Raw genomic sequence first — 23,873 nt, forward strand, 5'->3', positions numbered from 1 at the left:
AAGGCGCAACCAGAGGGTGGCATAGGGTAAACGCTCCGGCGCGGCGACGCGGTGTGCGGCCAGCGCGCCGCAGCGTTTCATGCATGACGCTCCCGACCCTCCCGTAAATCGCACATCGGTGCGATAATCGCCCCTAACAGGCCGCTCACCCCGCTCCCTGCAGGGTTCGGGGAACCCCGCAGCCGCAGCGCGGGGTCGGGATGTGCCGGCCAACGGTCCCCGCCACGCCTGGCGCGCGCGGGCCTGCCCTGCTTTTCCAGCAGGGTTTTCCTGTAGAGGTTCATGCAACGTGGACAAGAACACGAAACACCCGGCCCTGTGCCGCTTCCTCGTCATCCTGCTCGGCATCCTGGTGCTGCTGGTCGGCCTTGCCCTGCTGGTCGGCGGGTTCCGCCTGGCGCAGCTGGGCGGCAGCTGGTACTTCCTGCTGATGGGCGCGGCGACCGTCGCCGCCGGCATCCTGCTGGTGGCGCGACGCGCGCTTGGCGCGGTGCTGTACGGGGTGGCCTTCCTGGCCACGGTGGCCTGGGCGCTGGTCGATGCCGGGCTGGAATTCTGGCCGCTGGTGTCGCGCCTGGTCATGCCCGCCGTGCTGGCGCTACTGGTCGCGCTGGCATGGCCGGCGCTGCGTCGCGGCCGCGGCCAACCCGCCGGCCGGGGTGCCTACGGCGTGGCGGCCTTGTTGCTGGTTGGCCTGCTGGGCACCGCGTTCGCGGCATTCCAGCCGCGGCCCGTCGTCGCCGCCAGTGGCGCGCGTCCGGCCGTGGTGCCGGTCGCCAAGGGCAGCGAACAGCGCGACTGGATGCATTGGGGCAATACCACCGCCGGCACCCGTTTCGCCGCGCTGGACCAGATCACCCCGGCCAATGTCGAGCAGCTGCAGGTGGCCTGGACCGCGCATACCGGCGATGTGCCGGAGAGCAACGGCTTCGGGGCCGAAGACCAGAACACCCCGCTGCAGATCGGCGACACGCTGTACCTGTGCACCCCGCACAACCATGTGGTGGCGATCGACGCCGACAGCGGCCAGCAGCGCTGGGCGTTCGACCCCAAGGCCACCGCGCCGAACTGGCAGCGCTGCCGCGGCCTGGGCTACTTCGACGCCAGCCTGCCGCCGGTCGGCGTGCCGACCGTGACCGCCGCGACGCCGGCGGCAGCGGCCGCCGCCCTCGTACCCGCCGCACCGGCCGTGTGCACCAAGCGCCTGCTGATGACCTCCATCGATGCCCGCCTGTTTGCGCTCGATGCCGCCACCGGCGCGCCCTGCCCCGACTTCGGCGACAACGGCGTGGTCGACCTCAAGGTCGGCATGGGCGAGATCAAGCCGGGCTTCTTCACCCTGACCGCGGCCCCGCTGGTGGCCGGCGAACTGGTCATCGTGGGCGGCCGCGTGGCAGACAACATCGAGGTGAACGAACCCTCCGGCGTGGTGCGTGCCTACAACGTGCGCACCGGTGCACTGGCCTGGGTGTGGGACCTGTCGAAGGAAACCCCGGACGTGCCGCTGGATGCGTCGGTGCATTACACCCGCGCCACGCCGAACGTGTGGACGTCGATGGCCTACGATCCGCAGCTGGGCCTGGTCTACCTTCCCACCGGCAACACCACGCCGGACGCGTGGGCGGGCCAGCGCACGCCGCAGGATGACAAGTACAGCTCGGCGGTGGTGGCACTCGACGTGGCCACCGGCAAGGAGCGCTGGGTCTACCAGACCGTGCACCACGACCTGTGGGACTACGACCTGCCGGCGCAGCCGACCCTGACCGATGTTCCGGATGGCAAGGGCGGCACCCTGCCCGCGCTGCTGCAGGTCACCAAGGCCGGCCAGGTGTTCATGCTCAACCGCGTCACCGGCGTGCCGATTACCGAAGTGCGCGACATCAAGGCGCCGCAGGGCAGCGCGGACGGCGAACGCTATTCGCCCACCCAGCGCCTGTCGGTGGGACTGCCGCAGATCGGCGCGCAGACGCTGACCGAATCGGACATGTGGGGCGCGACGCCGATCGACCAGATGCTGTGCCGCATCCAGTTCAAGCAGATGCGCTACGACGGCATGTTCACCCCGCCGGGCGAGGATCTCGCGCTGCAGTGGCCCGGTTCGCTGGGTGGCATGAACTGGGGCAGCGCGTCGCTCGATCCCACCACCGGCTATCTGTTCGTCAACGACATGCGCCTGGGCCTGTGGACCCGGCTGATTCCACGCGCACAGATGACCGGGGGTGCCGGCGGCGTTGAAATGGGCGCCGCCTCGCAGACCGGCACGCCGTATGGCTCGCTGCGCGACCGCTTCCTGTCCAAGCTCGGCATTCCCTGCCAGAAGCCACCGTTCGGCACGCTGTCGGCGATCAACCTGGCCACCCACCAGCTGGTTTGGCAGGTGCCGGTGGGCACGGTGAAGGACACCGGGCCGCTCGGCATCAAGATGGGCCTGCCGATTCCGATCGGCATGCCGACCCTGGGCGGTTCGCTGGCCACCCAGTCCGGCCTGCTGTTCTTCGCCGGCACCCAGGATTACTACCTGCGTGCCTACGACAGCCGCAGCGGCGAAGAAGTGTGGAAGGCACGCATGCCCGTGGGCAGCCAGGGCACGCCGATCACCTACGTCTCGCCCACCACCGGCCGCCAGTACGTGGTGATCTCTGCCGGCGGCGCGCGCCAGTCGCCGGATCGCGGTGACTACGTGATCGCCTACGCGCTGCCGTCCGCGCACTGAGGCCTGACTGCGCCGCGGCCACCCGGCCGCGGCGCACCCGGTTTCGTTTCGCCGCGTGCAGCCCTTACCATGCACGATCACCGAGCACGAAACACCGCCATGTCCGCCCCACCTCCCAGCCGTCGCACCAAGCGTGCTCCTGCCCCGCCACAGGATCGCGGCCTCAGCCACGAGCTGATGCAGCTGATCCAGGACAACCAGGGCGATCCGGATTTCATGACCTCGCTCGGCCGTGGCCTGGTGGTGCTGAGCGTGTTCTCGCAGCATCCGCGCGAAGTCACCATGTCGCAGATCAGCAGCGAGACCGGTATCTCACGCGCGGCGGTGCGCCGCGTGCTCTACACGCTGGAAAAGCTGGGCTATGTGGGCGAACAGGGCCGCGGCTTCGTGCTGCTGCCGCGCGTGCTCGGCATGGGCGGGGCTTACGTGGCCTCGTCGTCGATGACCGCCGCCGCACAGCCGGTGCTCGATGCGCTGCGCGACGATGTGCACGAATCCTGCTCGCTGGGCGTGCTCGATGGCGACGACGTGCTGTACGTGGCACGCGCCGAAACCGTGCGGATCATGTCGATCGGCCTGCGCGCCGGCAGCCGCCTGCCCGCCTACTGCACCTCGATGGGGCGCATCCTGCTGGCGGCACTGCCGCACGACACGCTGGAAAACTACCTGGAACGCAACCCGCTGCGGCCGCGTACCCAGCGCACCATCACCCGCATGGACGAATTCCAGGAAACCCTGGAACGCGTGCGCCGCGAAGGCGTGGCGCTGGTCGACCAGGAGCTGGAAATCGGCCTGCGCTCGATCGCGGTGCCGGTGCGCGCGCGCAGTGGCGAGGTGGTCGCGGCGCTGAATATTGGCACACAGGCCGGGCGCATCAGCCTGGGCGCGATGCAATCGCAGTTGCTGCCGCGCCTGCGCGAGGCGGCGCAACGGCTGGGCACGCTGCTGCATTGAAGGGGCGGCGCCGGGCAACGCCCGGCCCTATTGGCCCTGCTGTTCTTCCAGAATGGGCCGTGCCAGCGCGAAGGCATGGTTGGCCGCCGGTACGCCACAGTAGATGGCTGCCTGCAGCAGCGCTTCCTTGATTTCATCCGGCGTGACCCCGTTGTTGCGGGCCGCACGGATGTGCAGCTTGAATTCCTCATCGTGGCCCAGCGCGACCATCATCACGATGGTCAACAGCGAGCGCGTGTGCCGCGGCAGGCCATCGCGGGTCCACACCGTGCCCCATGCGGTGCGGGTGATGAATTCCTGGAACTCGGTGGTGAAATCGGTGCGCGCCTGCAGCGAGCGCTCCACGTGGGCGTCGCCCAGTACCGCGCGGCGGACCGACAGGCCGGCTTCGTAACGTTCTTTCTCGTCCATGGTCGGGGACTCCGGTAATCAGCGCAGGTGCGCGACAAGCGCGGCGGTGAACGCCGCAGGGGATTCAAGGTTGCAGATGTGCCGGCCCGCAACAGTCACCGCGGTGCCGTGCGCGACACCCGCGGCAATCTGCTGCAGGTCGGCGGGCGGGCATACCGGGTCGTCGGCGCCGGCTATCGCCAGCGTAGGCACCGTGATGCGGCCCAATTGGTCACGGAAGTCCGCCGTCGCCACGGCATGGCAGCAGCCCGCATAGCCGGCGAGTGACGTTCCCTCGAAGCGTTGCAGGATGTCGTCGATGAGCGCGCCGTGGGTCGCAGCGAACGACGGCGTGAACCAGCGTTCGGCGGTGCCGACCCGCAGCGGCGCCAAGCCGTCCTGCTCGACCTGTGCGATGCGCGCCTGCCAGCTGTCGGCCGTGCCGATCTTCGCGGCGGTGGCGGCAACTGTCAGTGTCTGCAGGCGCTCACCCGCGTTGATGCCCAGCCACTGCCCGGTCAGCCCGCCGATCGACAGGCCACAGAAGTGGCTGCGCTGCACGCCCAGGTGGTCCCACAGCTTGATGACATCCCCGCCCAGCGCCGCGATATCGTAGGGCCCGGGAGGTGCCGTGGACTGGCCGTGGCCGCGGCGGTCGTAGCGCAGGATGCGGAAGTGCGCCGACAGCGCCTCGACCTGCGGCTGCCACATGCTCAGATCGGTGCCGAGCGAATTGCAGAAGGTCAGCCAGGGCGCGTCGTCCGCACCGTCGATGCGGTAATGCAGGCGATGCGACTCAAGCGCGAGGAAGGCCATGCGGTGCTCCAGAGGAAGGAATCAGCGGCGCGCCAGCACGCGGTCGATCCAGGTGTCGGTCATGCCGCGCCAGCTGTCCGGCGCGAACAACGCCTGCAGCTGCGCGGGGGAAAGCTGCGCGGTCACCTCGGGCAGGTCCTGCAGCACCTCGCGCAGGTGCCGCGACCCGGCCAGCGCCCGGCGCGACGCGGCTTCCACCAGCGCATGCGCGGCGGACTTGCCCAGCGTTTCGGCCAGGGTCACGGCCACCGCCTCGGCGTAGAGCAGGCCGCCGTGGCTGTCCAGGTGCGCCAGCATGCGTGCCCGGTCCAGCTGCAGGCCCTGCACGACCATACTGACCTGCGCCAGGCTGCCGGCACACAGGCGCACGATCTCGGGAACGGTTTCCCATTCGGCATGCCATTGCCCGGCGGCACGTTCGTGCGGCTGCGGCATCGCCGCGAACAGGGTGGAGAGCAATCCCGGAACGCGCGTGGCCGCCGCGATCGCCGCCACGCAACCCACCGGATTGCGCTTGTGCGGCATCGCCGACGAGCCGCCCTTGCCTTCCGCAGCCGGCTCGAACGCCTCGGCCACTTCGGACTGCATCAACAACACGATGTCGGTGGCGATCTTGCCCAGCGTGCCGGTCAACAGCGCGAACGCACTGCCCAGTTCGGCGATACGGTCGCGCGCGGTGTGCCAGGGCAGCGCCGGCACCGGCAGCTGCAGTTCTTCACCCAAGGCCTCGGCCACGTCCAGCCCGCGCGTCTGCAGCGAGGCCAGCGTGCCGGCAGCGCCGCCGAACTGCAGCACCAGCGTGTCGCCACGCAGCGCCTGCAGTCGCCGCTGGCTGCGCTGCAACGCGTCCAGCCAACCGGCCGCCTTCAGCCCGAAGGTCACCGGCACGGCCTGCTGCAGCAGCGTGCGCCCGGGCAGCCCGGTGCCGCGCTCGGCGTCGGCCAGGCCGGCCAGTGCGGCGCACAGCACCTGCACCCGCGCCTGCACAAGGTCCAGTGCGGCGCGCAGCTGAAGCACCGCGCCGCTGTCGATGATGTCCTGGCTGGTCGCGCCCCAATGCACCCAGCGCGCGGCGTCGGGGTCGTGCTGCCTGACTGCTGCGGTGAGTGCCTTGACCAGCGGAATGGCGGGATTGCCGGCCAGCGCGGTACCCGCGGCAAGCGCATCCATCGCATACAGCTCGGCCTTGCAGGCCGCCTCGATCGGCGCCAGCGCCGCGGCCGGGATCACCCCGCAGCGCACCTGCGCACGCGCCAGCGCGGCTTCGACATCCAGCATCGCCTGCAGCCGCGCCGCATCGGTGAACACGGCGTCCACCTGGGGATCACCGAACAGGCCACCCAGCAGGGCATGGGAATCGCGCATCAACCAGCTTCCATCCAGAGTGGGAACAGCTTACCCGCGCCCGGCGGAACCGGGCGTGGAGGCAGGCTTCAGTAGTCGAAGAAGACCGTTTCGTGGTCGCCCTGCATGTGCACGTCCCAGCGGTACTGGCCGGTGCCGGTGGCGCGCGCAACCAGCGTGTCGCGCCGCTCCGCCGGCACCCGCGCCAGGATCGGGTCGCTGGCGTTGCCGGGCGCATCACTGAAGTACAGCCGCGCACTGGCCGCACGCAGCAGGCCACGCATGAACACCAGCACCATCAGATGCGGCGCCTGCGGTTCGCCACGCGGGCCGGGCACGCTGCCGGGCTTGATGGTGGTGAAGCTGAAGCACCCTTGTGCGTCGGTCGGCACCCGCCCCCAGCCCTGGAAGGCCGGGTCGTGCTGCGCGTGCCGCGGGTCTTCGTGATGGGCGTAGATGCCCTGCGCGTCCGCCTGCCAGATCTCCAGCACGGCATCGGAAACCGGCACGCCAACGCCGTCGAACACCTGGCCGCGCACCTCGATGCGCTCGCCCTCGGCGGCGGCCGGTGCGATCTCGACGCGGTACAACGGTTCCAGGCCCAGCCGGTAGTACGGGCCCACGGTCTGCCACGGAGTGGATTGGAAACTCATCTGCTTACTCCCACACGGTCATCTTGCGACCGCGCAACACGATGTCGAAGCGGTAGCCGAGGGCGAATTCGTTGGCGGTGTTTTCCCAGTCGAACGACGACACCATGCGCGCGCGGGCCTTGGGGTCGTCCACGCAGTTGTAGATCGGGTCGTACTCCAGCAGCGGATCGCCGGGGAAATACATCTGCGTGACCAGGCGCTGGCCGATGCCGTCGCCATGCAGCGAAAAATGGATATGCGCCGGCCGCCACGCGTTGTAATGGTTGCGCCACGGGTAGGCGCCCGGCTTGATGGTGGTGAAACGGTAACGCCCCTCCTGGTCGGTGAGGACCTGGCCGGTGCCCGTGAAGTTCGGGTCGAGCGGCGCGTCGTGCTGGTCGCCCTTGTGCAGGTAACGTCCGGCGGCGTTGCACTGCCACACTTCCACGATGCTGTTGCGGACCGGGCGCCCGTTCTCGTCCAGCACCCGCCCGCTGACCACGATGCGCTCGCCCAGCGGCTGGCCGGGGAAGCCGGCGGTGAGGTCGGCCGCATGGGCCCCCAAGGTCAGCCGGTCCAGGGTGGGTCCGGTCACTTCCGACAACGTGGCCGGAATGTGGATCGGATCGCGGCTGGGACCGCGCAGCCGGGTGGACGCATACGGCAGATGGATGCGGGCCGGCTGGCTACCGGGATAGGGCCTGCGGTAACCCGGCAGGTCGGTGGGATCGCTCATGGCGTACTCCAGAAGACGGGCGGCCGTGCGGCCGCAGCGGACGTGCACCGGCACGCTGCCACGCGGGGGTGACAGCAGCCGTGAATGAAAGAACGGTGGCTCATACGCGCTCGATGGCCAGGGCCACGCCCTGCCCTACCCCGATGCACATGGTGGCCAGGCCGCGGCGACCACCACTGGCCTCCAGCTGGCGCAGCAGCGTGAGCGCGATGCGCGCGCCACTCATGCCCAGCGGGTGCCCGAGGGCGATCGCCCCGCCATTGGCGTTGACGTGCGCCGCGTCGTCGGCCAGACCGAGCTGGCGCAGGCACGCCAGTCCCTGCGAGGCGAACGCCTCGTTGAGTTCGATCGCGTCGAAGTCGTCGATCGACAGCCCCAGCCGCGCCATCAGTTTGCGGCTGGCCGGCACCGGGCCCATGCCCATCAGCCCCGGCTCGACCCCGGCACTGGCAAAGCCCAGGATGCGCGCGCGCGGGGTAAGCCCCAGCGCCTTCACCTGCGCGCCGGACGCCAGCAGCAGGGCCGCCGCGCCATCATTGATGCCCGATGCGTTGCCCGCGGTCACGGTGCCCGGATCACGGAACAACGGCTTCAACCGGGCCAAGGCCTCCAGCGTGGTGTCCGCGCGCGGATGTTCGTCGCGATCCACCGTCACGGTCTCGCCGCGTTTGCGGCCGGGCACATCGACCGCGACGAGCTCGCCGTCGAAGAACCCTCGCGCCTGCGCGGCGGCGGCACGCTGCTGGCTGCGCAGCGCGAAGGCATCCTGGTCCGCGCGGGAGATCGCGTAGCGTTCGGCCACGTTCTCCGCCGTCTGGCCCATCGTTTCCACGCCGTGCAGTTCGCGCAGCCGCGGGTTGATGAAACGCCAGCCCATGGTGGTGTCTTCCAGCAGCTGGTCGCGCGCGAACGGCGTGGCCGCCTTGCCCATGACCAGTGGCGCGCGCGACATCGACTCGACGCCACCGGCAATGGCCAGGCCGAGTTCGCCGGCGGCGATACCGCGCGCCACCGTGCCGATCGCATCCAGGCCCGAGCCGCACAGGCGGTTGACGGTGCTGCCCGGCACCGTCACCGGCAGGCCCGCCAGCAGCAGGCTCATGCGGGCCACGTTGCGGTTGTCTTCGCCGGCCTGGTTGGCACAGCCGAGGTACACCTCCTCGACCAGCGCCGGATCCAGCTGCGGGTGGCGTGCGAGCAGCGCCTTGAGCGGAACCGCGCCGAGGTCGTCGGCGCGGACGCCCGACAGCGCGCCGCCGTAGCGGCCGATCGGCGTGCGGATGCCGTCGATGAGGTACGTGTCGTGCAGGTGCATGTCAGGTTTCCTCAAGCAGCTGAAGCGGCAGGCCGGTCAGTTCGCGCAGCTGTTCCAGGGTGACGCCCTCGACCATCTCGCGCACGCGCGCACCGTCCTTGCCCAGGTCGAACACGGCCACGTCGGTGTACACGCGCGAGACGCAGCGCAGGCCGGTCAACGGGTAGCTGCATTCGGCAACGAGTTTGCTTTCGCCCTGCCGGGTCAGCAGGTCCATCATCACGAACACCTGCTTGGCGCCGATGGCCAGGTCCATCGCACCGCCCACGGCCGGAATCGCGTCGGCAGCGCCGGTACTCCAGTTGGCCAGGTCGCCGTGCGCCGAGACCTGGAAGGCGCCGAGCACGCAGATGTCGAGGTGGCCGCCGCGCATCATCGCGAACGAATCGGCGTGGTGGAAATAGCAGCCACCGGTGAGCAACGTCACCGGCTGTTTGCCGGCATTGATCAGGTCCGGGTCCTCGGCGCCGGGTGCCGGTGCCGGCCCCATGCCGAGCAGACCATTCTCCGACTGCAGGAAGATCTCCTTGTCGGCCGGCAGGAAGTTGGCCACCGTGGTCGGCAGGCCGATGCCCAGGTTCACGTAGGCACCCTCGGGGATATCGCGCGCCACCCGCGCGGCCAGCTGTTCTCTGCTGAGGCGGTTCATGCCTGCACTCCCGCAGCGGCGCCGTCGGCGAGTTCGACCACGCGCTGCACGAAGATGCCCGGGGTCACCACCGCCTCGGGATCGAGCTCGCCCAGCGCCACCACCTCGCGTACCTGCACGATCGCGCAGCGCGCGGCCATCGCCATCAGCGGGCCGAAATTGCGGGCGGTCTTGCGGTACACCAGGTTGCCCCAGCGGTCGCCGCGGTCGGCCTTGATCAGCGCGAAGTCGGCGTGCAGCGGATACTCCAGCACATAGTGGCGGCCGTCGATCTCGCGCGTTTCCTTGCCATCGGCCAGCTCGGTGCCGTAACCGGTAGGAGTGAAGATCGCACCGAGTCCCGAGCCGGCGGCATGGATGCGCGCGGCGAGGTTGCCCTGCGGCACCAGTTCCAGCTCGATCTCACCGGCGCGGTAGGCCGCATCGAAATGCTGCGAATCGGCCTGGCGCGGGAACGAACAGACGATGCGGCGTACCCGACCGTGCCGGATCAGCGCGGCCAGCCCGGCGTCACCATTGCCGGCGTTGTTGTTGATCACGGTCAGCCCGCTCGCGCCCTGCGCGATGAGGGCGTCGATCAGGGCGTCGGGCATGCCGGCGGTGCCGAACCCGCCGATCATCACCGTCGCGCCGTCGTGGATGTCGGCCACCGCGGCTTCCGCGCTGGCCACGCTCTTGTCGATCACTGCATTGCTCCTTGCCGGGCCCGGACAGCCCCGGCGACGTACATAGGAAAACCGGACCCGGCCATGGTGGGCAGCGGTCGCGTCGCGGTCAATCCGATAATCGGATATAGGTTTCGATAATCGCACGACATCTCGAATGCCTTACGTGCGCGACTGGCCGACGCCGACGCGCAGGCCCATGCACGCCCACGCCGCCAGTGCCAGGGGCAGCGCACACAGCACGTACAGCGCCGCAGGCGACCAGCCGGCGTCCACCAGCAGCCCCACGCTGAGCGGCGACAGGATGGCGCCGACCCGGCCGATGCCGATGGCCCAGCCGAGTCCGGTGGTGCGCACGTCGGCGGCGAACACCACCGGTGCGGCCGCGTACAGCCCGGCCATCCCGCCGAACAGCGCCGCGCCGATCACGAATGCCACGGGGAAGGCGATACCCAGATCCGTGTTGAAGCCGGCGAAGACGAGCATGGCCAGCATCGCCAGCAGCAGGCTGGCGCCAGTCAGCCGCGAGAGTGCCCAGCGCGAGGCGAACCAGCCGAACAGACTGCCGCCGACGATGCCGCCCAGGTTCAGCAGCACGCCGCCAGTGATGCCCTGCTGCGCCGAGACGCCGGCCGACACCAGCAGCTTCGGCGTCCAGCTCAGCACGAAATAGAACGCGAACATGTGCAGGAAGAACGCCACCGCGATCAGGATCGAGACGCGGCGCAGGTCGCCGACGAACAGCGCCGCATAGCCGCTGCGCCCGCGATCACGCACCGGCGCAGCGGGAAGTGCCTGCAGCACGGGCATATGCATGCGCCGCAGCAGCGCGTTGAGTCGTGGCAGCGCATTGCGCTGGCGCCGCGCCACCAGGAAATCCAGCGATTCGGGCAGGCATGCGAGCACCAGCGGAATGCACAGCAGCGAGGCGCCGGCACCGACCAGGAACACGCTGTGCCAGCTGAAGTGCTCCAGCATCCACGCCGCCAGCAGGCCGCCCAGCGTGGCGCCGATCGGGTAGCCGGTGGCCTGCAGTGCCACGGCGGTGCTGCGCCACTTCGCGTTGGCGTACTCGGCGGAGATCACCCCTACCCCGGCCAGCATGCCGCCGATACCGATACCGGTGAACACCCGCAGCGCACCCAGCTGCCAGGCGTTGGCCGCCAATGCGGACAGCGCCATGCCCAGCGTCAGGATCACCAGGCAGCACATGATCATGGGCCGCCGGCCCCAACGATCGGCCAGCGGCGCCAGCAGGAACGAGCCCATCGCCATGCCCACCAGCCCTGCGCTCAGCATGACCCCGAGCACCTTGCCCGACAGCGCCCAGGCGGTGGACACGTGCGGCGCGGTGAACGCCATCACCATCACGTCGAATCCATCGAGCATGTTGAGCAGCACGCAGACGGCGATCGCGGTCCATTGGAAGGGACTCATGCGTTCCAGTACGAGGGGCGAGGCGGCGGCGGAAGCGTGGCTCATGACAGGGTCCTGCGACGACGTGATGCGAAAAAGCAGCGGGGAGGTCTCAACGACCGGCCTGGCTGGAGGCATGGATGACGCCAAGCACCGACTGCAACTGCTCGACCTCGACCTGCCCCGGCGCCGACGGCGTGCCGATCATCCCGAAGGTCATCGCCTGGCCGAAGGTCTCGCCGGCCAGGCGCGAGACCACGCCGTTGCCGCCCATCGACATGGTCAGCAACGGCTTGCTGCTGCGCTGGCGCACCTGCCAGGTGGCATCAAGCAGCGTCAGTACGTCGCCGGCATCGCGTGGCATCACCGCGATCTTCAGCACGTCGGCGCCCAGCGCGTCCTGGCGCATCAGCCGTGCGACGATTTCCTCGCGCGCCGGGGTGGCGTGGAAGTCATGGCTGGACATCACCACCTTGACCCCGGCCTGGTGCGCCTGCGCGACGAGCGCTGCCACCACCGCCGGGTCGCGGAACATTTCCACATCCACCAGCTGCGCGAACCCGCCACGCAGCAGCGCCGCATTCAAGGCGCCGTAGTCGGCATCGCTGATCGCCTTGCTGCCGCCCTCCGCCTTGGTGCGGAAGGTGACGATCATCGGCTTGCCGCCCAGCGTGCGTTCGATGCGCTGGCCCAGCGCGACCAGTGCCTTGGCGTCGGTCGCGATATCCAGATAATCGATGCGCCATTCGGCCAGGTCGGTGGCCTGGCTGGCGGCGATGGCGGTGGCCTGCTGCAGCGCCTGTTCGGCGGTGGCGCCGGTGATCGGCACGATGGTGCGCGGGGCACCCTCGCCGATGCGCAACGCGCCGACCTGCAGCGGGGTCACCGGAACGGCCGGCGCGGCCTGCGCCACGGCGGCGGCACCGCCCAGTACGGCGGCGATCATGAAGGGAGTCAGCGCGCGCATGCGGTTCACCAGCGTTGGGAGAAAGGGACGGTGCATCAGAAGATCACCTTGGCCTGCACGCCGAACGCCCAGGCGTTGTCGGTGCCGGTATAGGCGAACGTGCCGGGATTGACGATGTACTGCAGGTCGGGGCGGATCATCAGCCACGGATTGACCTGCACGCTATAGGACAGTTCGAACAGCTCTTCGGCCTGGCTGAGGTGGTACAGCGGCGAATCGGCCGGTACGCCCATGCCGGCAAGATCGGCGCGGCGCGCATCGATCAACCGGCGGTTGATGTCCGCGCCGACGTAGCCCAGCGCAACGCTGTCCTGCGGGCGCGACCCGATGCCCTGGTAGACGCCGCCCAGCGCGTACCAGCGGCGGATCTGCGCGGTGTCGGTATCGGAAACCATGTACTGCGCGAAGCCGGTGAGGCCGCGCTGCGGATCGCCTGCTTCGCGGGTGAGTCGCTGTTCGGCCAGCAGGTACACGCCATGGCGACCGGTGGTCGCCGAGGTGTCGAGCCCGCGCTGGTTGACCCGCGACGTGTCGTAGTAGCCGCCGAACTTGTAGACGCCCGGGTGCGCGCCGCCCTTGTCCGGCGTCCAGGTCACTTCCAGCGGAAACAGCGAGCCGGTGGTGCCCGAGACGAACGGACGGAACGCGTTGCGTTCGATGTTGCCGCCGAGATTCGGATTGACCTGGAACCAGCCGGTGCGCACGTTCAGCGCCGGGCTGACCTGCTGGGCCACTTCGCCGCCCCAGCGCGCGGTCGGGTAGTTGTACCAGCCGCTGTTGCCGGACATCGCCAGCGGGTGCGCGCAGAACGCCGCGTTGACGAAGTGGGTCAACAGGCTGTGCAGGCCGAACTGGTTGCCCATCGCGTAGTAGCCCAGCTTGAAATACGACTGCCCGGCGTTGAACGTCTGGTCGTAGCTCAGCTCGGTGAGTCGCGTGTACTGGCCACCGTAGGCTTCCTGGATGGGGAAGCGGTTGCCGACCAGATCGACCGAGGTGCTGTTGCCACGACGGTCGTTGAGGGTGAAGTGGAAGGCGCCGCCGTCCCAGCCGGCCAACCGGCCCATGTCCAGGTCCATGCCCACGCGCACCTGCTGCGCATAGCGCGCGCCGGTCTCGCCGTAGCCGCCGTCGAGTACGCCCATCGCCTCACCCACATAGTCGCCCCGAAAGGTGACGCCGCGGTCGGCAAGATCGCTGCGGGTGCCGTTCCAGTCGCCGGTCAGGGTCTTGCCCGTGTAACGGTTGGCCTCCTGCGCGGACACAACGGCAGGCATCAGCAGCGTGCCGGCGATGATCGCGGCCAGGGAAGTGCGGTGTGGAATACCCATCGGTTCTCTCATGATCGGAAGGTCAGCGCAGCGACAGCGGTGCGCTCAGCGCTGAGGTGGCGCCCTGCGCCGACGTCGCCGTGGCGGTCACCGTGGCGATGTCGGCGGCATCGGGAAGCGCCAGGGTGAACCTGCCCTGCCCGTTTGCATCGGTGACGGCATCCACCGTGCCGAGCAGGCGTTCGGCCTCGCTGCCGTGCGCGGCGCGGTTGCCGAAGACTTCCAGCACGTAGTGCTGCGCAGGCGCGCCGCTGAAGGTCCCGCTGAGGGTGCGCGCCGCGCCGCGTCCCTGCACGGCCTGCAGGCTGGGTGCGGCCTGGCCGAGGTTGGGAGCGGGCTGGCAATCGGCGGTGTCCGCACCGACGCAGATGCGCGCACGTCTGGCCGGATCGGCATCCACCCCGCGACCGCGCGAGCCGACGAAGCTGGCGTGCTCGAGACCGGGAACGCCGAACACGATGGCACCGCGCGGCTGGCCCTGGGCGCAGGCGCCGCCGGCTTCGCAACGCTCGATCGGCAGGCCGTTGCCGCTGATCTGGTTCGCACTGAACCGGTTCGGCGCGCTGATCGGCTGCGGACGCACGGCGATGCCGATGCCGTTGCCCTGGATCGTGTTGCCATCGACGACGTTGCCGCTGCCGGTGACGCTCACGCCGATCGAATTGCCGCTGAAGGTATTGGCCCCGATGTAGTTGCGGTTGCCCCAGTTGATCTGCAGGCCATCGGAGTAGTCGAGGAAGCGGTTGCGCACCACCGTGTTGTCGTTGCCCCACAGGATCTCGATGCCCTGCGACGGCTCCGGATTGGCCGGGGTCGACTGGAACACGTTGTCGGCCACCAGGTTCCAGGCCGCGCCACGGGTCAGTTCGAGGCCATCGCCGTTGTCCAGGAACACATTGCGGACGATGCGGTTGTGGACGGTGGTGGTGGCGGTGGACTGGCCCTTGCCGTCGTCGCCGGTGAGCATGATGCCGGCGCCGCCCTTGTTGGCCACGATGCGGTTGTCGTGGATCTCGCTGTCGCGGGTGCGGTTGAGCAGCACGCCGATGCAGAAGTTGCGGATCTCGAGCCCGGCCAGTTCCACGCCATGGGTATCGCGCAGGACCAGCCCGGGCAGCGTGGTGGTACGGACGTTGGTGCCGGACTGGCCCGGTTCGGCGCCCGGGCAGGCGTCGGTACCGGTACCCGGCACATAACCGGCACCGTCGATGGCGACGAAGCGGCCTTCGCTGGCCCAGGGCGCGCCCACGAGCTGCACCGGCCCGATGATCTCCGGCAGCGGCGAGGTCGGGCGGATCACATAAGGCGCGTCGCCCACCGCGGCGATCTCGATGCGGTAGCGGCCCGGCGCCTGGTTGGCGGTGGTGATCGCCCAGCGCAGCGAGCCGGTGTTGGCGTCGTCGGCATAACGGTCCACGCGCAGCACCTGCAGCGCCTCGCGCGGCGGCTCGGCCTGATAGGCCAGCGCCAGCGATGGGAACACGGCAAGCAGGGACAGGGAAACAACGTACAGACGACAGCGCATACCAGCACTCCGCGCGAGGGAGCAACGAAAGTAGGTTTATCGCACTGCACCATTCAAGTGCGGTTATCGACTGCGCGTGCGATTATCGGACTTCGCCGTTACTACCTTGGTCGTAGGTCGCCTCAGGAACTGCAGGACAGCATCGAGCAGCCGGCCTTGTCGCGCGCCCATTCCGGCCGCTTCCCGGCGTAGTGCTCGCGACCGGGCTGTGGGTCGTACGGCCGGCGCAGCACCTCCTGCAAGGTCCGCACGCCGCTGAGGTCACCCTGTTCGGCCAGCTCGATCGCCTCCTGGGCCAGCCAGTTGCGCAGCACGTAGAGCGGGTTGGCCGCGGCCATCCGTTGCACGCGTTCAGCCGCATCCAGCGCATCGTTGCGCAACCGGGCCGCGTACTGCTGCAGCCATGCCTGCAACGCCGGCAGCACCGCATCGCGTCGCGTGGCGCTGTAGAACGCCTCGTCCAGCACCGATATGTCGGGTGCCTGCGGATCGAGCTGCATCAGCCCACGGAACGCCAGCGTCATGTCCATCTCGCCGTCCTGCAGGATCTGCAGCCACGCCGCCATCAACGCCACGTCCTCGTCCTGGCACTGCGCCAGACCGAGCTTGGCGGCGATGTCATCGCGCTCGCGCCGTGCATGCACCGCCTGGAAACGGGCCAGGCCGGCGTGCAGCGGCGCCACGTTGTCGAACAGCGGCGACAGCGCCTGCGCCAGCCGGGTGAGGTTCCAGTAGGCGACCTGCGGCTGGGTACCGAAACGGTAACGCCGGCCCTGCGCGTCGGTGGTGTTGGGGGTCCAGTCCGGATCGTAGTCGTCCACCCAGCCGTACGGGCCGTAGTCGATGGTCAGGCCGAGAATGGACAGGTTGTCGGTATTCATCACGCCATGCACGAAGCCCACCCGCATCCAGTGCGCGACCAGCACCGCCGTGCGTTCGCAGACCTGTGCGAACCACGCAGAATACCGCTCCGCACCCGCGTCGGCAAGCGCGGGGAAATCGCGCGCGATGCAGAAGTCGACCAGCTGCCGCAGCAGATCGACCTCGCCCCGCGAGGCCGGCAGCTCGAAACTGCCGAAACGCAGGAACGAGGGTGCCACCCGGCACACCACTGCGCCGGGTTCGGCCTGCGGGTGGCCGTCGTAGAACATGTCGCGCACCACCGCCTCGCCGGTCGCGACCAGGCTGAGCGCGCGCGTGGTCGGCACGCCCAGGTGGTGCATGGCTTCGCTGCACAGGAATTCGCGGATCGACGAGCGCAGCACCGCGCGGCCGTCGGCACCGCGCGAATACGGCGTGCGCCCTGCCCCCTTCAGCTGGAGCTCCCAGCGCAACCCGTCCGGGGCCAGCAGCTCACCCAGCGAAATGGCCCGCCCGTCGCCGAGCTGTCCGGCCCAGTGGCCGAACTGGTGGCCGCCGTAGTTGGCGGCCCACGGTTGCATGCCGGCATACAGGGCATTGCCGCCAAACACGCGCGGGAAGTCGGCGCTGTCCACCAGCGCCTGGTCCAGGCCCAGCTGCGCCGCCAGTTCCGGGGAATACGCCAGCAGCTGCGGGTCGGCCACCGGCGTAGGCATGACCGACGACCAGGCGGCGCCGCGCACTTCGCGCACGCGCGGCCCGGTGACTTCATCGCCGGGCAGCTCATGCAGGAATCGGTTGTCGAAACGCAGTGGTTCTGTGTTCATGACATTGAAATGGGGGCAGCGGCGCGCGGCTGCAAGCTCAGGCGGCGCCTGCACCCAGGTTCAGCGGGCCACCGCGTTCGACCGCGCGCTGGTAGGCCGGGCGCTGCTCGATGCGCTGCAGGAAGGCCTGCAGCTTCGGGTACCGCTCCATGCTGCCGGCACGCGAGGCGGCGGCCTGCAACGGGAAGCTCATCTGGATATCGGCCGCGGTGAAGCGTTCACCGGCGAACCACGGCGCGCTGCCGAGCTCGCGTTCCATCCACTCCAGGTGCAGCTTCAGCTGCGGTCCCACGAAGGTCTTCATCACCTTGTCGACGATGCCGTGCGCAATCGGCTTGGCGAAGAACGGCATCGGCGCCTTGCGGATGCGCGCGAACACCAGGCTCATCAGCAGCGGCGGCATGGCCGAGCCTTCGGCGTAGTGCATCCAGTAACGGTAGCGGACCCGTTCGGCAGCCTGTGCCGGCAGCGGCTCGGGCGAGAGCTGGCGGGCGCTGTCGTAGCGGTCGGCCAGGTATTCCAGGATCGCGCCGGACTCGGCCAGCACCAGGGCGTCGTCCTGCAGCACCGGCGATTTGCCCAGCGGGTGGATCTCACGCAATGCCGGCGGCGCCAGCCAGGTGGTCGGATCGCGCTGGTAATTGACCAGCTGGTACGGCAGGTTCAGCTCCTCCAGCATCCACAGCACGCGCTGCGAACGGGAGTGGTCCAGATGGTGCACCTTGATCATGGCGGTTCCGGCAACGGCAAACGCCCATGCTAACCGCCAGCGTGAACGGGCGCGTCATTGCGCGACCGTCGGCACAGCGCCCGGCAACAGCAGCGCCCAATAAAAAACGCCGGAAGCTTGCGCTTCCGGCGTTCATGGCTACCTTGCGGTTGCGGCGGGTCGATTAGACCGGCTGCACCTGGTCAGCCTGCATGCCCTTCTGGCCCTGCACGGCGACGAAGGTCACCTTCTGGCCTTCCTGCAGCGACTTGAAGCCGGTGCCCTGGATGGCGCGGAAATGCACGAAGAGGTCGGGACCGCTTTCCGGGGTGATGAAGCCGAAGCCCTTGGCATCGTTGAACCACTTGACGGTGCCGCTCTGACGATCAGACATGTACTAACTCCTGAAACATAAGTTGAAATAATCGCGGCCACCGGATTTCCGGAGCCGAGACTGAGTTGCAGGCGTTGGTAAAGCGGATCGATGAGCGGATCGTGAGATCAACTGCACCAGGCCACGATTCACGGTGACCCTAGCAAACACAGTGTGGGGGACGATACGCGTGTTTTACCGAAAAAGCGATAGCTGCGTTGTTCAGCCACCTCCCCCCGTCCCGCCTGACAGGACAAGGGATTGGGCAATCCTACACGAATTCGGACGCCCTATTCAGATTTTTCCAGGCTTAATTTGAGCCAAATGGCGGATCGCCCGGGACTCAGGTTCGGGAACCTTTGGCCGTAGAGCCACGCCCTGCGTGGCTGCGCGGTGTCCAACCACCCGACGTGGAGCCACCCCATGGGTGGCTGCGCACTCCTGGATCGAAGCACAGCCACCCATGGGGTGGCTCTACCGCCATGGTGCGGCGCCTTAACGCCGGGCAGAGCCCGGCTCTACCGTGGTTCCAGCTTCAGCTCGCTGGTGAACCCCCGGGGCTCGCCGGTCAGCGGATCGTCGAACGCCAGCGCCCGGGCCAGCAGTTGCAGGGGCTGGTCGCGCTCGTCCTCCCCCGCTCCGCGCAGGTCCGGGTACAGATCGTCCCCCAGGATCGGCGCCCCCAAGGCCGCCATGTGAACGCGCAACTGGTGCTTGCGCCCGGTCTCCGGCGACAGCCGATAGCGCCAATGTACGCCGTCGGCCTCGATCGCCTCGATGCGGGTGCGCGCATTCGGCTCGCCGGGCGCCTCGGCCATGCGGAAGAACGGCTCGCCCGGCACCAGCCGGCTGTGGCGCTCGTGCGGAAACGTCAGCCCGGGCAGCGCCGGGGCGATGGCCTCGTAGGTCTTGGCGATGCGCCGCTCACGAAACAGCCGCTGGTAGGCATCGCGTGTCTCAACACAGGTCGAGAACAGCACCAGCCCGGCGGTGAGCCGGTCCAGTCGGTGCAGCGGCACCAGCGCAGGGTTGCCGGTGCGGGCCACCAGACGGGCCAGCAGGGTCTGCTGGACGTATTCCCCGGCAGGCGTGACCGGCAGGAAGTGCGGCTTGTCGGCGACCAGCAGGTGGGCGTCAGCATGCAGAATCGCCTCCCGGTGCGGGATCAGCGGCTCGTCGGCCACCTCACGGAAGTACTGGATCTCCAGCCCGACCTGCCAGGGCTGCCCGGGCAACAACGCCCTGCCCTGCAGGTCGCGCACAAGGCCCCGGGCGAACCGGTCCTGCCAGCGGGCGCGGTCGATACGCGGGAAACGCGCGCACAGCCCATCGAGCAGGCAAGACCAATGACCCGGCGGAAGTTGCAGGCGGCTTGCGGCGACGTGGCCGTGAATCGGATCGGACGGGTGCATGGCCCACGCATTATCATGGCGCTCTTTGTTTACGGTACCCCCATGGCCCTCACCGCCACCATCCGCAAGGCCGAGCTGCAGATCAGCGACATGGACCGCGGCTACTACGCCACCCACGCGCTGACCCTTGCCCAGCATCCGTCGGAGACCGACGAGCGCCTGATGGTGCGGCTGCTGGCCTTCGCGCTGAATGCCGACGAGCGCCTGGAATTCGGCCGCGGGCTCAGCGTGGATGACGAGCCGGACCTGTGGCGCCGCGACTACACCGGTGAAATCGAACAGTGGATCGAGCTGGGCCAACCCGACGAGTCGCGCCTGCGCAAGGCAAGTGGCCGGGCCCGCGCGGTGCAGCTGGTGATGTACGGCAGCAGCAACCTCACCGATACCTGGTGGAAGCGCAATGGCGCCGCACTGAACAAGCTGTCCTCGCTGGAGGTCATGGACCTGCCGGGTGACTTCGTCACCGAATGGGGCGAGCAGATCGAGCGCACCATGACCTGGAGCGTGATCATCGAAGACGGGGAAGTCCAGCTGATGTCCGACAAGGCACACCTGACGGTCACCCCGAGCTGGCGCAAGAAGAAGCCGCAGGCCTGATCCCGCACCGATGAGTACGATCCGCTGCGATGTCCTGGTGATCGGCGCCGGTGCGGCCGGGCTGATGTGTGCGCTGACCGCCGGCCAGCGCGGCCGCGTCGTGCAGGTCATCGACCACGCCAACAAGGTCGGCAAGAAGATCCTGATGTCCGGCGGCGGCCGCTGCAACTTCACCAACACCGGCACCACGCCGGCCAACTTCCTCTCGGCCAACCCGCACTTCTGCAAGTCGGCGCTGGCGCGCTACACGCCGTGGGACTTCATCGGCGTGGTGGAGCGCCATGGCATCGCCTACCACGAGAAGGAACTGGGCCAGCTGTTCTGCGACGTGTCGTCCAAGCAGATCGTGCGCATGCTGGTGGACGAGTGCACGGCGGCCGGGGTGCAGATCCGGACCGACTGCGCCGTCGAGAAGGTCGAACGCGGCGCCGATGGCTTCCACGTGCAGACCGCGCAGGGCCGCTTCCATGCGGCCTCGCTGGTGGTCGCCACCGGCGGCCTGTCCATTCCCAGCTTGGGCGCCACCGGCTTCGGCTACGAGCTGGCCCGCCAGTTCGGCCATACGCTGCTGCCAACCCGCGCCGGGCTGGTGCCGTTGACCCTGAGCGGCACGCACCAGGAGCGCTTCCACGAGCTGAGCGGGGTTGCCCTGCCGGTGGCGGCCCGCTGCAACGACGTGGAGTTCCGCAATTCGATGCTGATCACCCACCGCGGCGTCAGCGGCCCGGCGATCCTGCAGATCTCCTCGTTCTGGCAGCCGGGCGATGCGCTGCGCCTGGACCTGCTGCCCGGCCAGGACGCGGAGGAATGGCTGCGCGCGATGAAGCGCGACCGGGGTGCGGCCGAGCTGCGCACGGTGCTGTCGGAGGTGCTGCCACGCCGGTTGGCGGTGCGCCTGTGCGAGCACTGGCTGCCGGACCGCCCGGTGCGCCAGATCGACGAGCGCGAGCTGCGACAGGCCGCCGCACTGCTGCAGGATTTCCCTCTGGTCGCCAGCGGCACCGAAGGTTACCGTACCGCAGAGGTCACGCTGGGAGGGGTGGACACCCGCAAGGTGTCGTCCAGCACGTTCGAATCGCAGCTGGTGCCGGGCCTGCATTTCATTGGCGAGGTGCTGGACGTCACCGGTTGGCTGGGCGGCTACAATTTCCAGTGGGCCTGGGCCAGCGGCCGTGCCGCCGGCCAGGTGGTGTAACCGCGCTCACACTCTGTGATCGGCGCCCATCGCCGGCATGGACGTAGTCACACGCATCGTGTATCAAGTTTGCAGTCTGGGGAGTAGTGAATGCAGAACGCGAATGACATCACCGTCCGCCTGTTGATCGTGGATGACAGCGGCGAGAATGCCGAAACCATCGTCAGCATGCTGCGCAACAGCGGCATCGCGGTGCGCCCGGCGCGACCGCAGAACGGCGAGGAGCTGGCACAGATCATCGGCAGCCAGCCGATCGACCTGGTGCTGGCCGCGCCCGCGCAGAGCATTCCGCTGCTCCTGGTGACCCAGCAGATCGCGGCCAGCGGCAAGGACATTCCGATGATCCTGCTGGCCGAGACGATCAACGAATCCGAATGGGTCGAGGCCGGTGCCAATGGCATCCGTGCGGTCGCGCTGCGCAACCGTCCCGAGCATCTGCTGGCAGTGGTCCGCAACGAATGGACGGACCTGCATGCCCGCCGCGGCCTGCGCCGGATCGAGGCGCAGATGCGCGAGACCGAGCGCCGCTGCGATGCGCTGATCTCGTCCTCGCGCGACCCGATCGCGTATGTCCATGAGGGGATGCACATCCGCGCCAACGAGGCCTACCTGGAGATGTTCGGGTATGAATCGTTTGAGGACGTGGAAGGCATTTCGCTGCTGGACATGGTCGCCCCGCAACATGTGGAAGGCTTCAAGCAGCTGCTGAAGTCGCTGAGCAAGGGTGAGGCGCCGCCGCCGCAGTACCAGGTGGACGCGCGCAACCAGGACGGCGCGGTGTTCGCCGCGACGATGGAATTCACGCCGGCCACGTACGAAGGCGAGAGCTGCCTGCAGGTGGTGTTCCGGCGCCGGATGGAGTTCGATCCGGAGCTGGCCCGCGAGGTCGAGGACCTGCGCCAGCGCGACCAGGTGACGGGGCTGCTCAACCGCCCGACCTTCATGCTGCATGTGGAACAGGCGGTGGCCCAGGCCGGCCGCAGCGAGGGTCGCTTCGGCCTGCTGCTGGTGGAGCCGGACCATTACGCACGCCTGCTGCCGGACATCGGGCTGGACTCGGCCGATGCGCTGATCGCCGCCCTCGCCCGGGTGCTGGCCGGTGCGGTCGGTGAAGGGGTACAGGTGGCCCGCTTCAACGAACACAGTTTCGCGGTGCTGACGGAAGGCGCGTTTGCGCAGACAGAAGCGCTGGCCGACCAGATCCGCGACGCGTTCGCGGCGCAGGTGTTCAGCATCGGCGATCGCTCGGCGACGGTGACGGTGAGCATCGGCGGTGTGCAGGTCGGCGAGAAGATCGCGAGCATCGGCCAGGTATTGGCGCGCGCGACGGAGTGCCAGCAGGCGGCATCGGAACTGGGCAATACCAGCCGCATCTTCGATCCGGCGGCGATCGACCGCGTGGAGGAAGAGCGCATCCAGCGCTGGGTGGCGCGCATCAATGAGGCGCTGTCGGGCGACGGTTTCCAGCTGCATTATCAGCCGGTGCTGAACCTGGGCGGCGAGCCGCTGGAGTTGTACGAGGCCTACCTGCGCCTGGACAACAACGGGGAGCTGGTGAGCCCCACGGCGTTCCTGGGCATCGCGGAGGAGCACGGGCTGCTGGCGGACATCAACCGCTGGGTGGTGGCACACGCGATCAATGTGCTGGGCCAGCGCGAGCGCGCGGGGCATGCAACGCACATGATGGTGAAGATCACGCCGGAGTCGTTCAACGACCCGCTGATGATCGCAACGATCCGTCGCGAACTGCAGGCGCACGGGGTACCGGGCGAGCGGCTGTGGCTGCATGCGCCGGAAGCGAAGGTGTTCACCCACCTGCGCAATGCGCAGCAGTTCCTGGCCGATGTGGCGCCGCTCGGCTGCCGGATCGGGCTGGAGCAGTTCGGTTCAGGCCTGGATTCGTTCCAGCTGCTGGCGCATTTCCAGCCGCAGTTCCTGAAGCTGGACCGCGACTTCACGAGCGATTTTGCCCGCACCCGCGAGAACAGCGAGAAGATCGGCGAGATCACGGCACGCGCGCAGGAAGCCAACATCCGCACGATCGCGGAGTTCGTGGCGGACAACGGGTCGATGAGCCTGCTGTTCAGCGCGGGTGTCGATTACGTGCAGGGTGAGTTCGTCGGCCCCGCAAGCCCGGTGATGAACTTCGATTTCTGACCGATGGAACCTGCTGGGTCGATCCGATTGGGGTCGACCCGACTGGGTCAATCCGACTGGGTCAATCCGACTGGGTCAATCCGACTGGGTCAATCCGACTGGGTCAATCCGACTGGGTAGAGCCGACTGGGTAGAGCCGACTGTTAGTCGGCTGCTCCTCCCAACGGCCAAAGCCCATGCCTGCAAATGTCACTGCTTTGGGCCGGCGGCGGTGGGTTTGCGGGACACGCCGTGAATCCATCCTTGGAGGCTTGTAGAAAACATCCATGTTTTCTACAGTCCCGCAAAC

General features: G+C 68.5%; 21 protein-coding genes. 5 read left to right on the top strand and 16 right to left on the bottom strand.

The annotated features are described in order from the left end of the window. Positions 1 to 289: 289 nt before the first annotated feature. Both ACREPD_RS10665 and ACREPD_RS10670 read left to right on the top strand, forming a co-directional pair. Positions 290 to 2,713 (top strand): membrane-bound PQQ-dependent dehydrogenase, glucose/quinate/shikimate family, encoded by a 2,424-nt coding sequence (locus ACREPD_RS10665; protein WP_431599313.1) that lies wholly within the window; start codon positions 290 to 292, stop codon positions 2,711 to 2,713. 99 nt (positions 2,714 to 2,812) lie between these two features. Further along, a complete protein-coding gene (locus ACREPD_RS10670) occupies positions 2,813 to 3,667 on the top strand; it encodes an IclR family transcriptional regulator domain-containing protein (RefSeq protein WP_431599314.1) in 855 nt (284 codons plus the stop codon). 27 nt (positions 3,668 to 3,694) lie between these two features. Here the strand turns inward: ACREPD_RS10670 and pcaC are convergent, their stop codons facing one another. The 16 genes from pcaC to ACREPD_RS10750 all read right to left on the bottom strand — a co-directional run bounded on the left by pcaC (position 3,695) and on the right by ACREPD_RS10750 (position 19,635). Continuing rightward, positions 3,695 to 4,078: a 4-carboxymuconolactone decarboxylase gene (gene pcaC, locus ACREPD_RS10675; protein ID WP_431599315.1), complete on the bottom strand. Its 384-nt coding sequence runs from the start codon at positions 4,076 to 4,078 to the stop codon at positions 3,695 to 3,697. A gap of 18 nt (positions 4,079 to 4,096) precedes the next feature. Further along, positions 4,097 to 4,873: a 3-oxoadipate enol-lactonase gene (pcaD, locus tag ACREPD_RS10680; protein WP_431599316.1), complete on the bottom strand. Its 777-nt coding sequence runs from the start codon at positions 4,871 to 4,873 to the stop codon at positions 4,097 to 4,099. 21 nt (positions 4,874 to 4,894) lie between these two features. Then, positions 4,895 to 6,238, bottom strand: a complete 1,344-nt coding sequence (locus tag ACREPD_RS10685; RefSeq protein WP_431599317.1) for a 3-carboxy-cis,cis-muconate cycloisomerase — start codon at positions 6,236 to 6,238, stop codon at positions 4,895 to 4,897. 68 nt (positions 6,239 to 6,306) lie between these two features. Then, positions 6,307 to 6,870 (bottom strand): protocatechuate 3,4-dioxygenase subunit alpha, encoded by a 564-nt coding sequence (gene pcaG, locus ACREPD_RS10690; protein WP_431599318.1) that lies wholly within the window; start codon positions 6,868 to 6,870, stop codon positions 6,307 to 6,309. Positions 6,871 to 6,874: 4 nt separating this feature from the next. After that, positions 6,875 to 7,585: a protocatechuate 3,4-dioxygenase subunit beta gene (gene pcaH / locus ACREPD_RS10695; protein ID WP_431599319.1), complete on the bottom strand. Its 711-nt coding sequence runs from the start codon at positions 7,583 to 7,585 to the stop codon at positions 6,875 to 6,877. A 100-nt stretch (positions 7,586 to 7,685) separates the two neighbouring features. Next, a complete protein-coding gene (pcaF, locus tag ACREPD_RS10700; protein WP_431599332.1) occupies positions 7,686 to 8,894 on the bottom strand; it encodes a 3-oxoadipyl-CoA thiolase in 1,209 nt (402 codons plus the stop codon). Between the two features lie 7 nt (positions 8,895 to 8,901). After that, the gene (locus tag ACREPD_RS10705) at positions 8,902 to 9,549 is read right to left on the bottom strand and encodes a 3-oxoacid CoA-transferase subunit B (protein ID WP_431599320.1); all 648 of its coding nucleotides are present in this window, start codon (positions 9,547 to 9,549) and stop codon (positions 8,902 to 8,904) included. After that, a complete protein-coding gene (locus ACREPD_RS10710; RefSeq protein ID WP_431599321.1) occupies positions 9,546 to 10,235 on the bottom strand; it encodes a 3-oxoacid CoA-transferase subunit A in 690 nt (229 codons plus the stop codon). The genes ACREPD_RS10705 and ACREPD_RS10710 overlap by 4 nt, the downstream gene beginning before the upstream one ends. A gap of 141 nt (positions 10,236 to 10,376) precedes the next feature. Further along, positions 10,377 to 11,696 carry an MFS transporter gene (locus tag ACREPD_RS10715; protein ID WP_431599322.1) on the bottom strand — a complete coding sequence of 440 codons (1,320 nt, stop codon included), beginning with the start codon at positions 11,694 to 11,696 and terminating at the stop codon, positions 10,377 to 10,379. A 46-nt stretch (positions 11,697 to 11,742) separates the two neighbouring features. Beyond that, on the bottom strand, positions 11,743 to 12,633 hold the full coding sequence (gene aroD / locus ACREPD_RS10720) for a type I 3-dehydroquinate dehydratase (protein WP_431599323.1): 891 nt from the start codon (positions 12,631 to 12,633) through the stop codon (positions 11,743 to 11,745). Next, complete coding sequence (locus ACREPD_RS10725; protein ID WP_431599324.1) at positions 12,633 to 13,928, bottom strand: carbohydrate porin; 1,296 nt, start codon at positions 13,926 to 13,928, stop codon at positions 12,633 to 12,635. The genes aroD and ACREPD_RS10725 overlap by 1 nt, the downstream gene beginning before the upstream one ends. A gap of 22 nt (positions 13,929 to 13,950) precedes the next feature. After that, positions 13,951 to 15,453 (bottom strand): right-handed parallel beta-helix repeat-containing protein, encoded by a 1,503-nt coding sequence (locus ACREPD_RS10730; RefSeq protein WP_431599325.1) that lies wholly within the window; start codon positions 15,451 to 15,453, stop codon positions 13,951 to 13,953. A gap of 122 nt (positions 15,454 to 15,575) precedes the next feature. Beyond that, the gene (locus ACREPD_RS10735) at positions 15,576 to 17,141 is read right to left on the bottom strand and encodes a protein adenylyltransferase SelO (protein ID WP_431599326.1); all 1,566 of its coding nucleotides are present in this window, start codon (positions 17,139 to 17,141) and stop codon (positions 15,576 to 15,578) included. Between the two features lie 37 nt (positions 17,142 to 17,178). Next, positions 17,179 to 17,871, bottom strand: coding sequence for a glutathione S-transferase family protein (locus tag ACREPD_RS10740; RefSeq protein WP_421571126.1), 693 nt, complete (start codon positions 17,869 to 17,871; stop codon positions 17,179 to 17,181). 163 nt (positions 17,872 to 18,034) lie between these two features. Further along, complete coding sequence (locus ACREPD_RS10745; RefSeq protein ID WP_431599327.1) at positions 18,035 to 18,244, bottom strand: cold-shock protein; 210 nt, start codon at positions 18,242 to 18,244, stop codon at positions 18,035 to 18,037. A 497-nt stretch (positions 18,245 to 18,741) separates the two neighbouring features. Continuing rightward, on the bottom strand, positions 18,742 to 19,635 hold the full coding sequence (locus ACREPD_RS10750; RefSeq protein WP_431599328.1) for a pseudouridine synthase: 894 nt from the start codon (positions 19,633 to 19,635) through the stop codon (positions 18,742 to 18,744). A 42-nt stretch (positions 19,636 to 19,677) separates the two neighbouring features. Here ACREPD_RS10750 and ACREPD_RS10755 point away from each other — a divergent pair, with 42 nt between their 5' ends. From ACREPD_RS10755 to ACREPD_RS10765, 3 genes are all read left to right on the top strand, one after another. Further along, complete coding sequence (locus ACREPD_RS10755; protein WP_431599329.1) at positions 19,678 to 20,232, top strand: YaeQ family protein; 555 nt, start codon at positions 19,678 to 19,680, stop codon at positions 20,230 to 20,232. Positions 20,233 to 20,242: 10 nt separating this feature from the next. After that, positions 20,243 to 21,427 carry an NAD(P)/FAD-dependent oxidoreductase gene (locus ACREPD_RS10760; protein ID WP_431599330.1) on the top strand — a complete coding sequence of 395 codons (1,185 nt, stop codon included), beginning with the start codon at positions 20,243 to 20,245 and terminating at the stop codon, positions 21,425 to 21,427. Between the two features lie 90 nt (positions 21,428 to 21,517). After that, positions 21,518 to 23,584: an EAL domain-containing protein gene (locus tag ACREPD_RS10765; RefSeq protein ID WP_431599331.1), complete on the top strand. Its 2,067-nt coding sequence runs from the start codon at positions 21,518 to 21,520 to the stop codon at positions 23,582 to 23,584. Positions 23,585 to 23,873 lie beyond the last annotated feature (289 nt).

The organism is Stenotrophomonas sp. (assembly GCF_050737075.1).
Taxonomy (GTDB): domain Bacteria; phylum Pseudomonadota; class Gammaproteobacteria; order Xanthomonadales; family Xanthomonadaceae; genus Stenotrophomonas.

Bases quoted from the DNA above. Each gene is read 5' to 3' on its own strand.
- ACREPD_RS10705 (WP_431599320.1), bottom strand. From the start codon at position 9,549: ATGAACCGCCTCAGCAGAGAACAGCTGGCCGCGCGGGTGGCGCGCGAT.
- ACREPD_RS10755 (WP_431599329.1), top strand. From the start codon at position 19,678: ATGGCCCTCACCGCCACCATCCGCAAGGCCGAGCTGCAGATCAGCGAC.
- aroD (WP_431599323.1), bottom strand. From the start codon at position 12,633: ATGCACCGTCCCTTTCTCCCAACGCTGGTGAACCGCATGCGCGCGCTG.
- ACREPD_RS10760 (WP_431599330.1), top strand. From the start codon at position 20,243: ATGAGTACGATCCGCTGCGATGTCCTGGTGATCGGCGCCGGTGCGGCC.
- ACREPD_RS10740 (WP_421571126.1), bottom strand. From the start codon at position 17,871: ATGATCAAGGTGCACCATCTGGACCACTCCCGTTCGCAGCGCGTGCTG.
- ACREPD_RS10765 (WP_431599331.1), top strand. From the start codon at position 21,518: ATGCAGAACGCGAATGACATCACCGTCCGCCTGTTGATCGTGGATGAC.
- ACREPD_RS10670 (WP_431599314.1), top strand. From the start codon at position 2,813: ATGTCCGCCCCACCTCCCAGCCGTCGCACCAAGCGTGCTCCTGCCCCG.
- ACREPD_RS10725 (WP_431599324.1), bottom strand. From the start codon at position 13,928: ATGGGTATTCCACACCGCACTTCCCTGGCCGCGATCATCGCCGGCACG.
- pcaH (WP_431599319.1), bottom strand. From the start codon at position 7,585: ATGAGCGATCCCACCGACCTGCCGGGTTACCGCAGGCCCTATCCCGGT.
- ACREPD_RS10685 (WP_431599317.1), bottom strand. From the start codon at position 6,238: ATGCGCGATTCCCATGCCCTGCTGGGTGGCCTGTTCGGTGATCCCCAG.
- pcaC (WP_431599315.1), bottom strand. From the start codon at position 4,078: ATGGACGAGAAAGAACGTTACGAAGCCGGCCTGTCGGTCCGCCGCGCG.
- ACREPD_RS10715 (WP_431599322.1), bottom strand. From the start codon at position 11,696: ATGAGCCACGCTTCCGCCGCCGCCTCGCCCCTCGTACTGGAACGCATG.
- ACREPD_RS10735 (WP_431599326.1), bottom strand. From the start codon at position 17,141: ATGAACACAGAACCACTGCGTTTCGACAACCGATTCCTGCATGAGCTG.
- pcaD (WP_431599316.1), bottom strand. From the start codon at position 4,873: ATGGCCTTCCTCGCGCTTGAGTCGCATCGCCTGCATTACCGCATCGAC.
- pcaG (WP_431599318.1), bottom strand. From the start codon at position 6,870: ATGAGTTTCCAATCCACTCCGTGGCAGACCGTGGGCCCGTACTACCGG.
- ACREPD_RS10730 (WP_431599325.1), bottom strand. From the start codon at position 15,453: ATGCGCTGTCGTCTGTACGTTGTTTCCCTGTCCCTGCTTGCCGTGTTC.
- ACREPD_RS10745 (WP_431599327.1), bottom strand. From the start codon at position 18,244: ATGTCTGATCGTCAGAGCGGCACCGTCAAGTGGTTCAACGATGCCAAG.
- ACREPD_RS10750 (WP_431599328.1), bottom strand. From the start codon at position 19,635: ATGCACCCGTCCGATCCGATTCACGGCCACGTCGCCGCAAGCCGCCTG.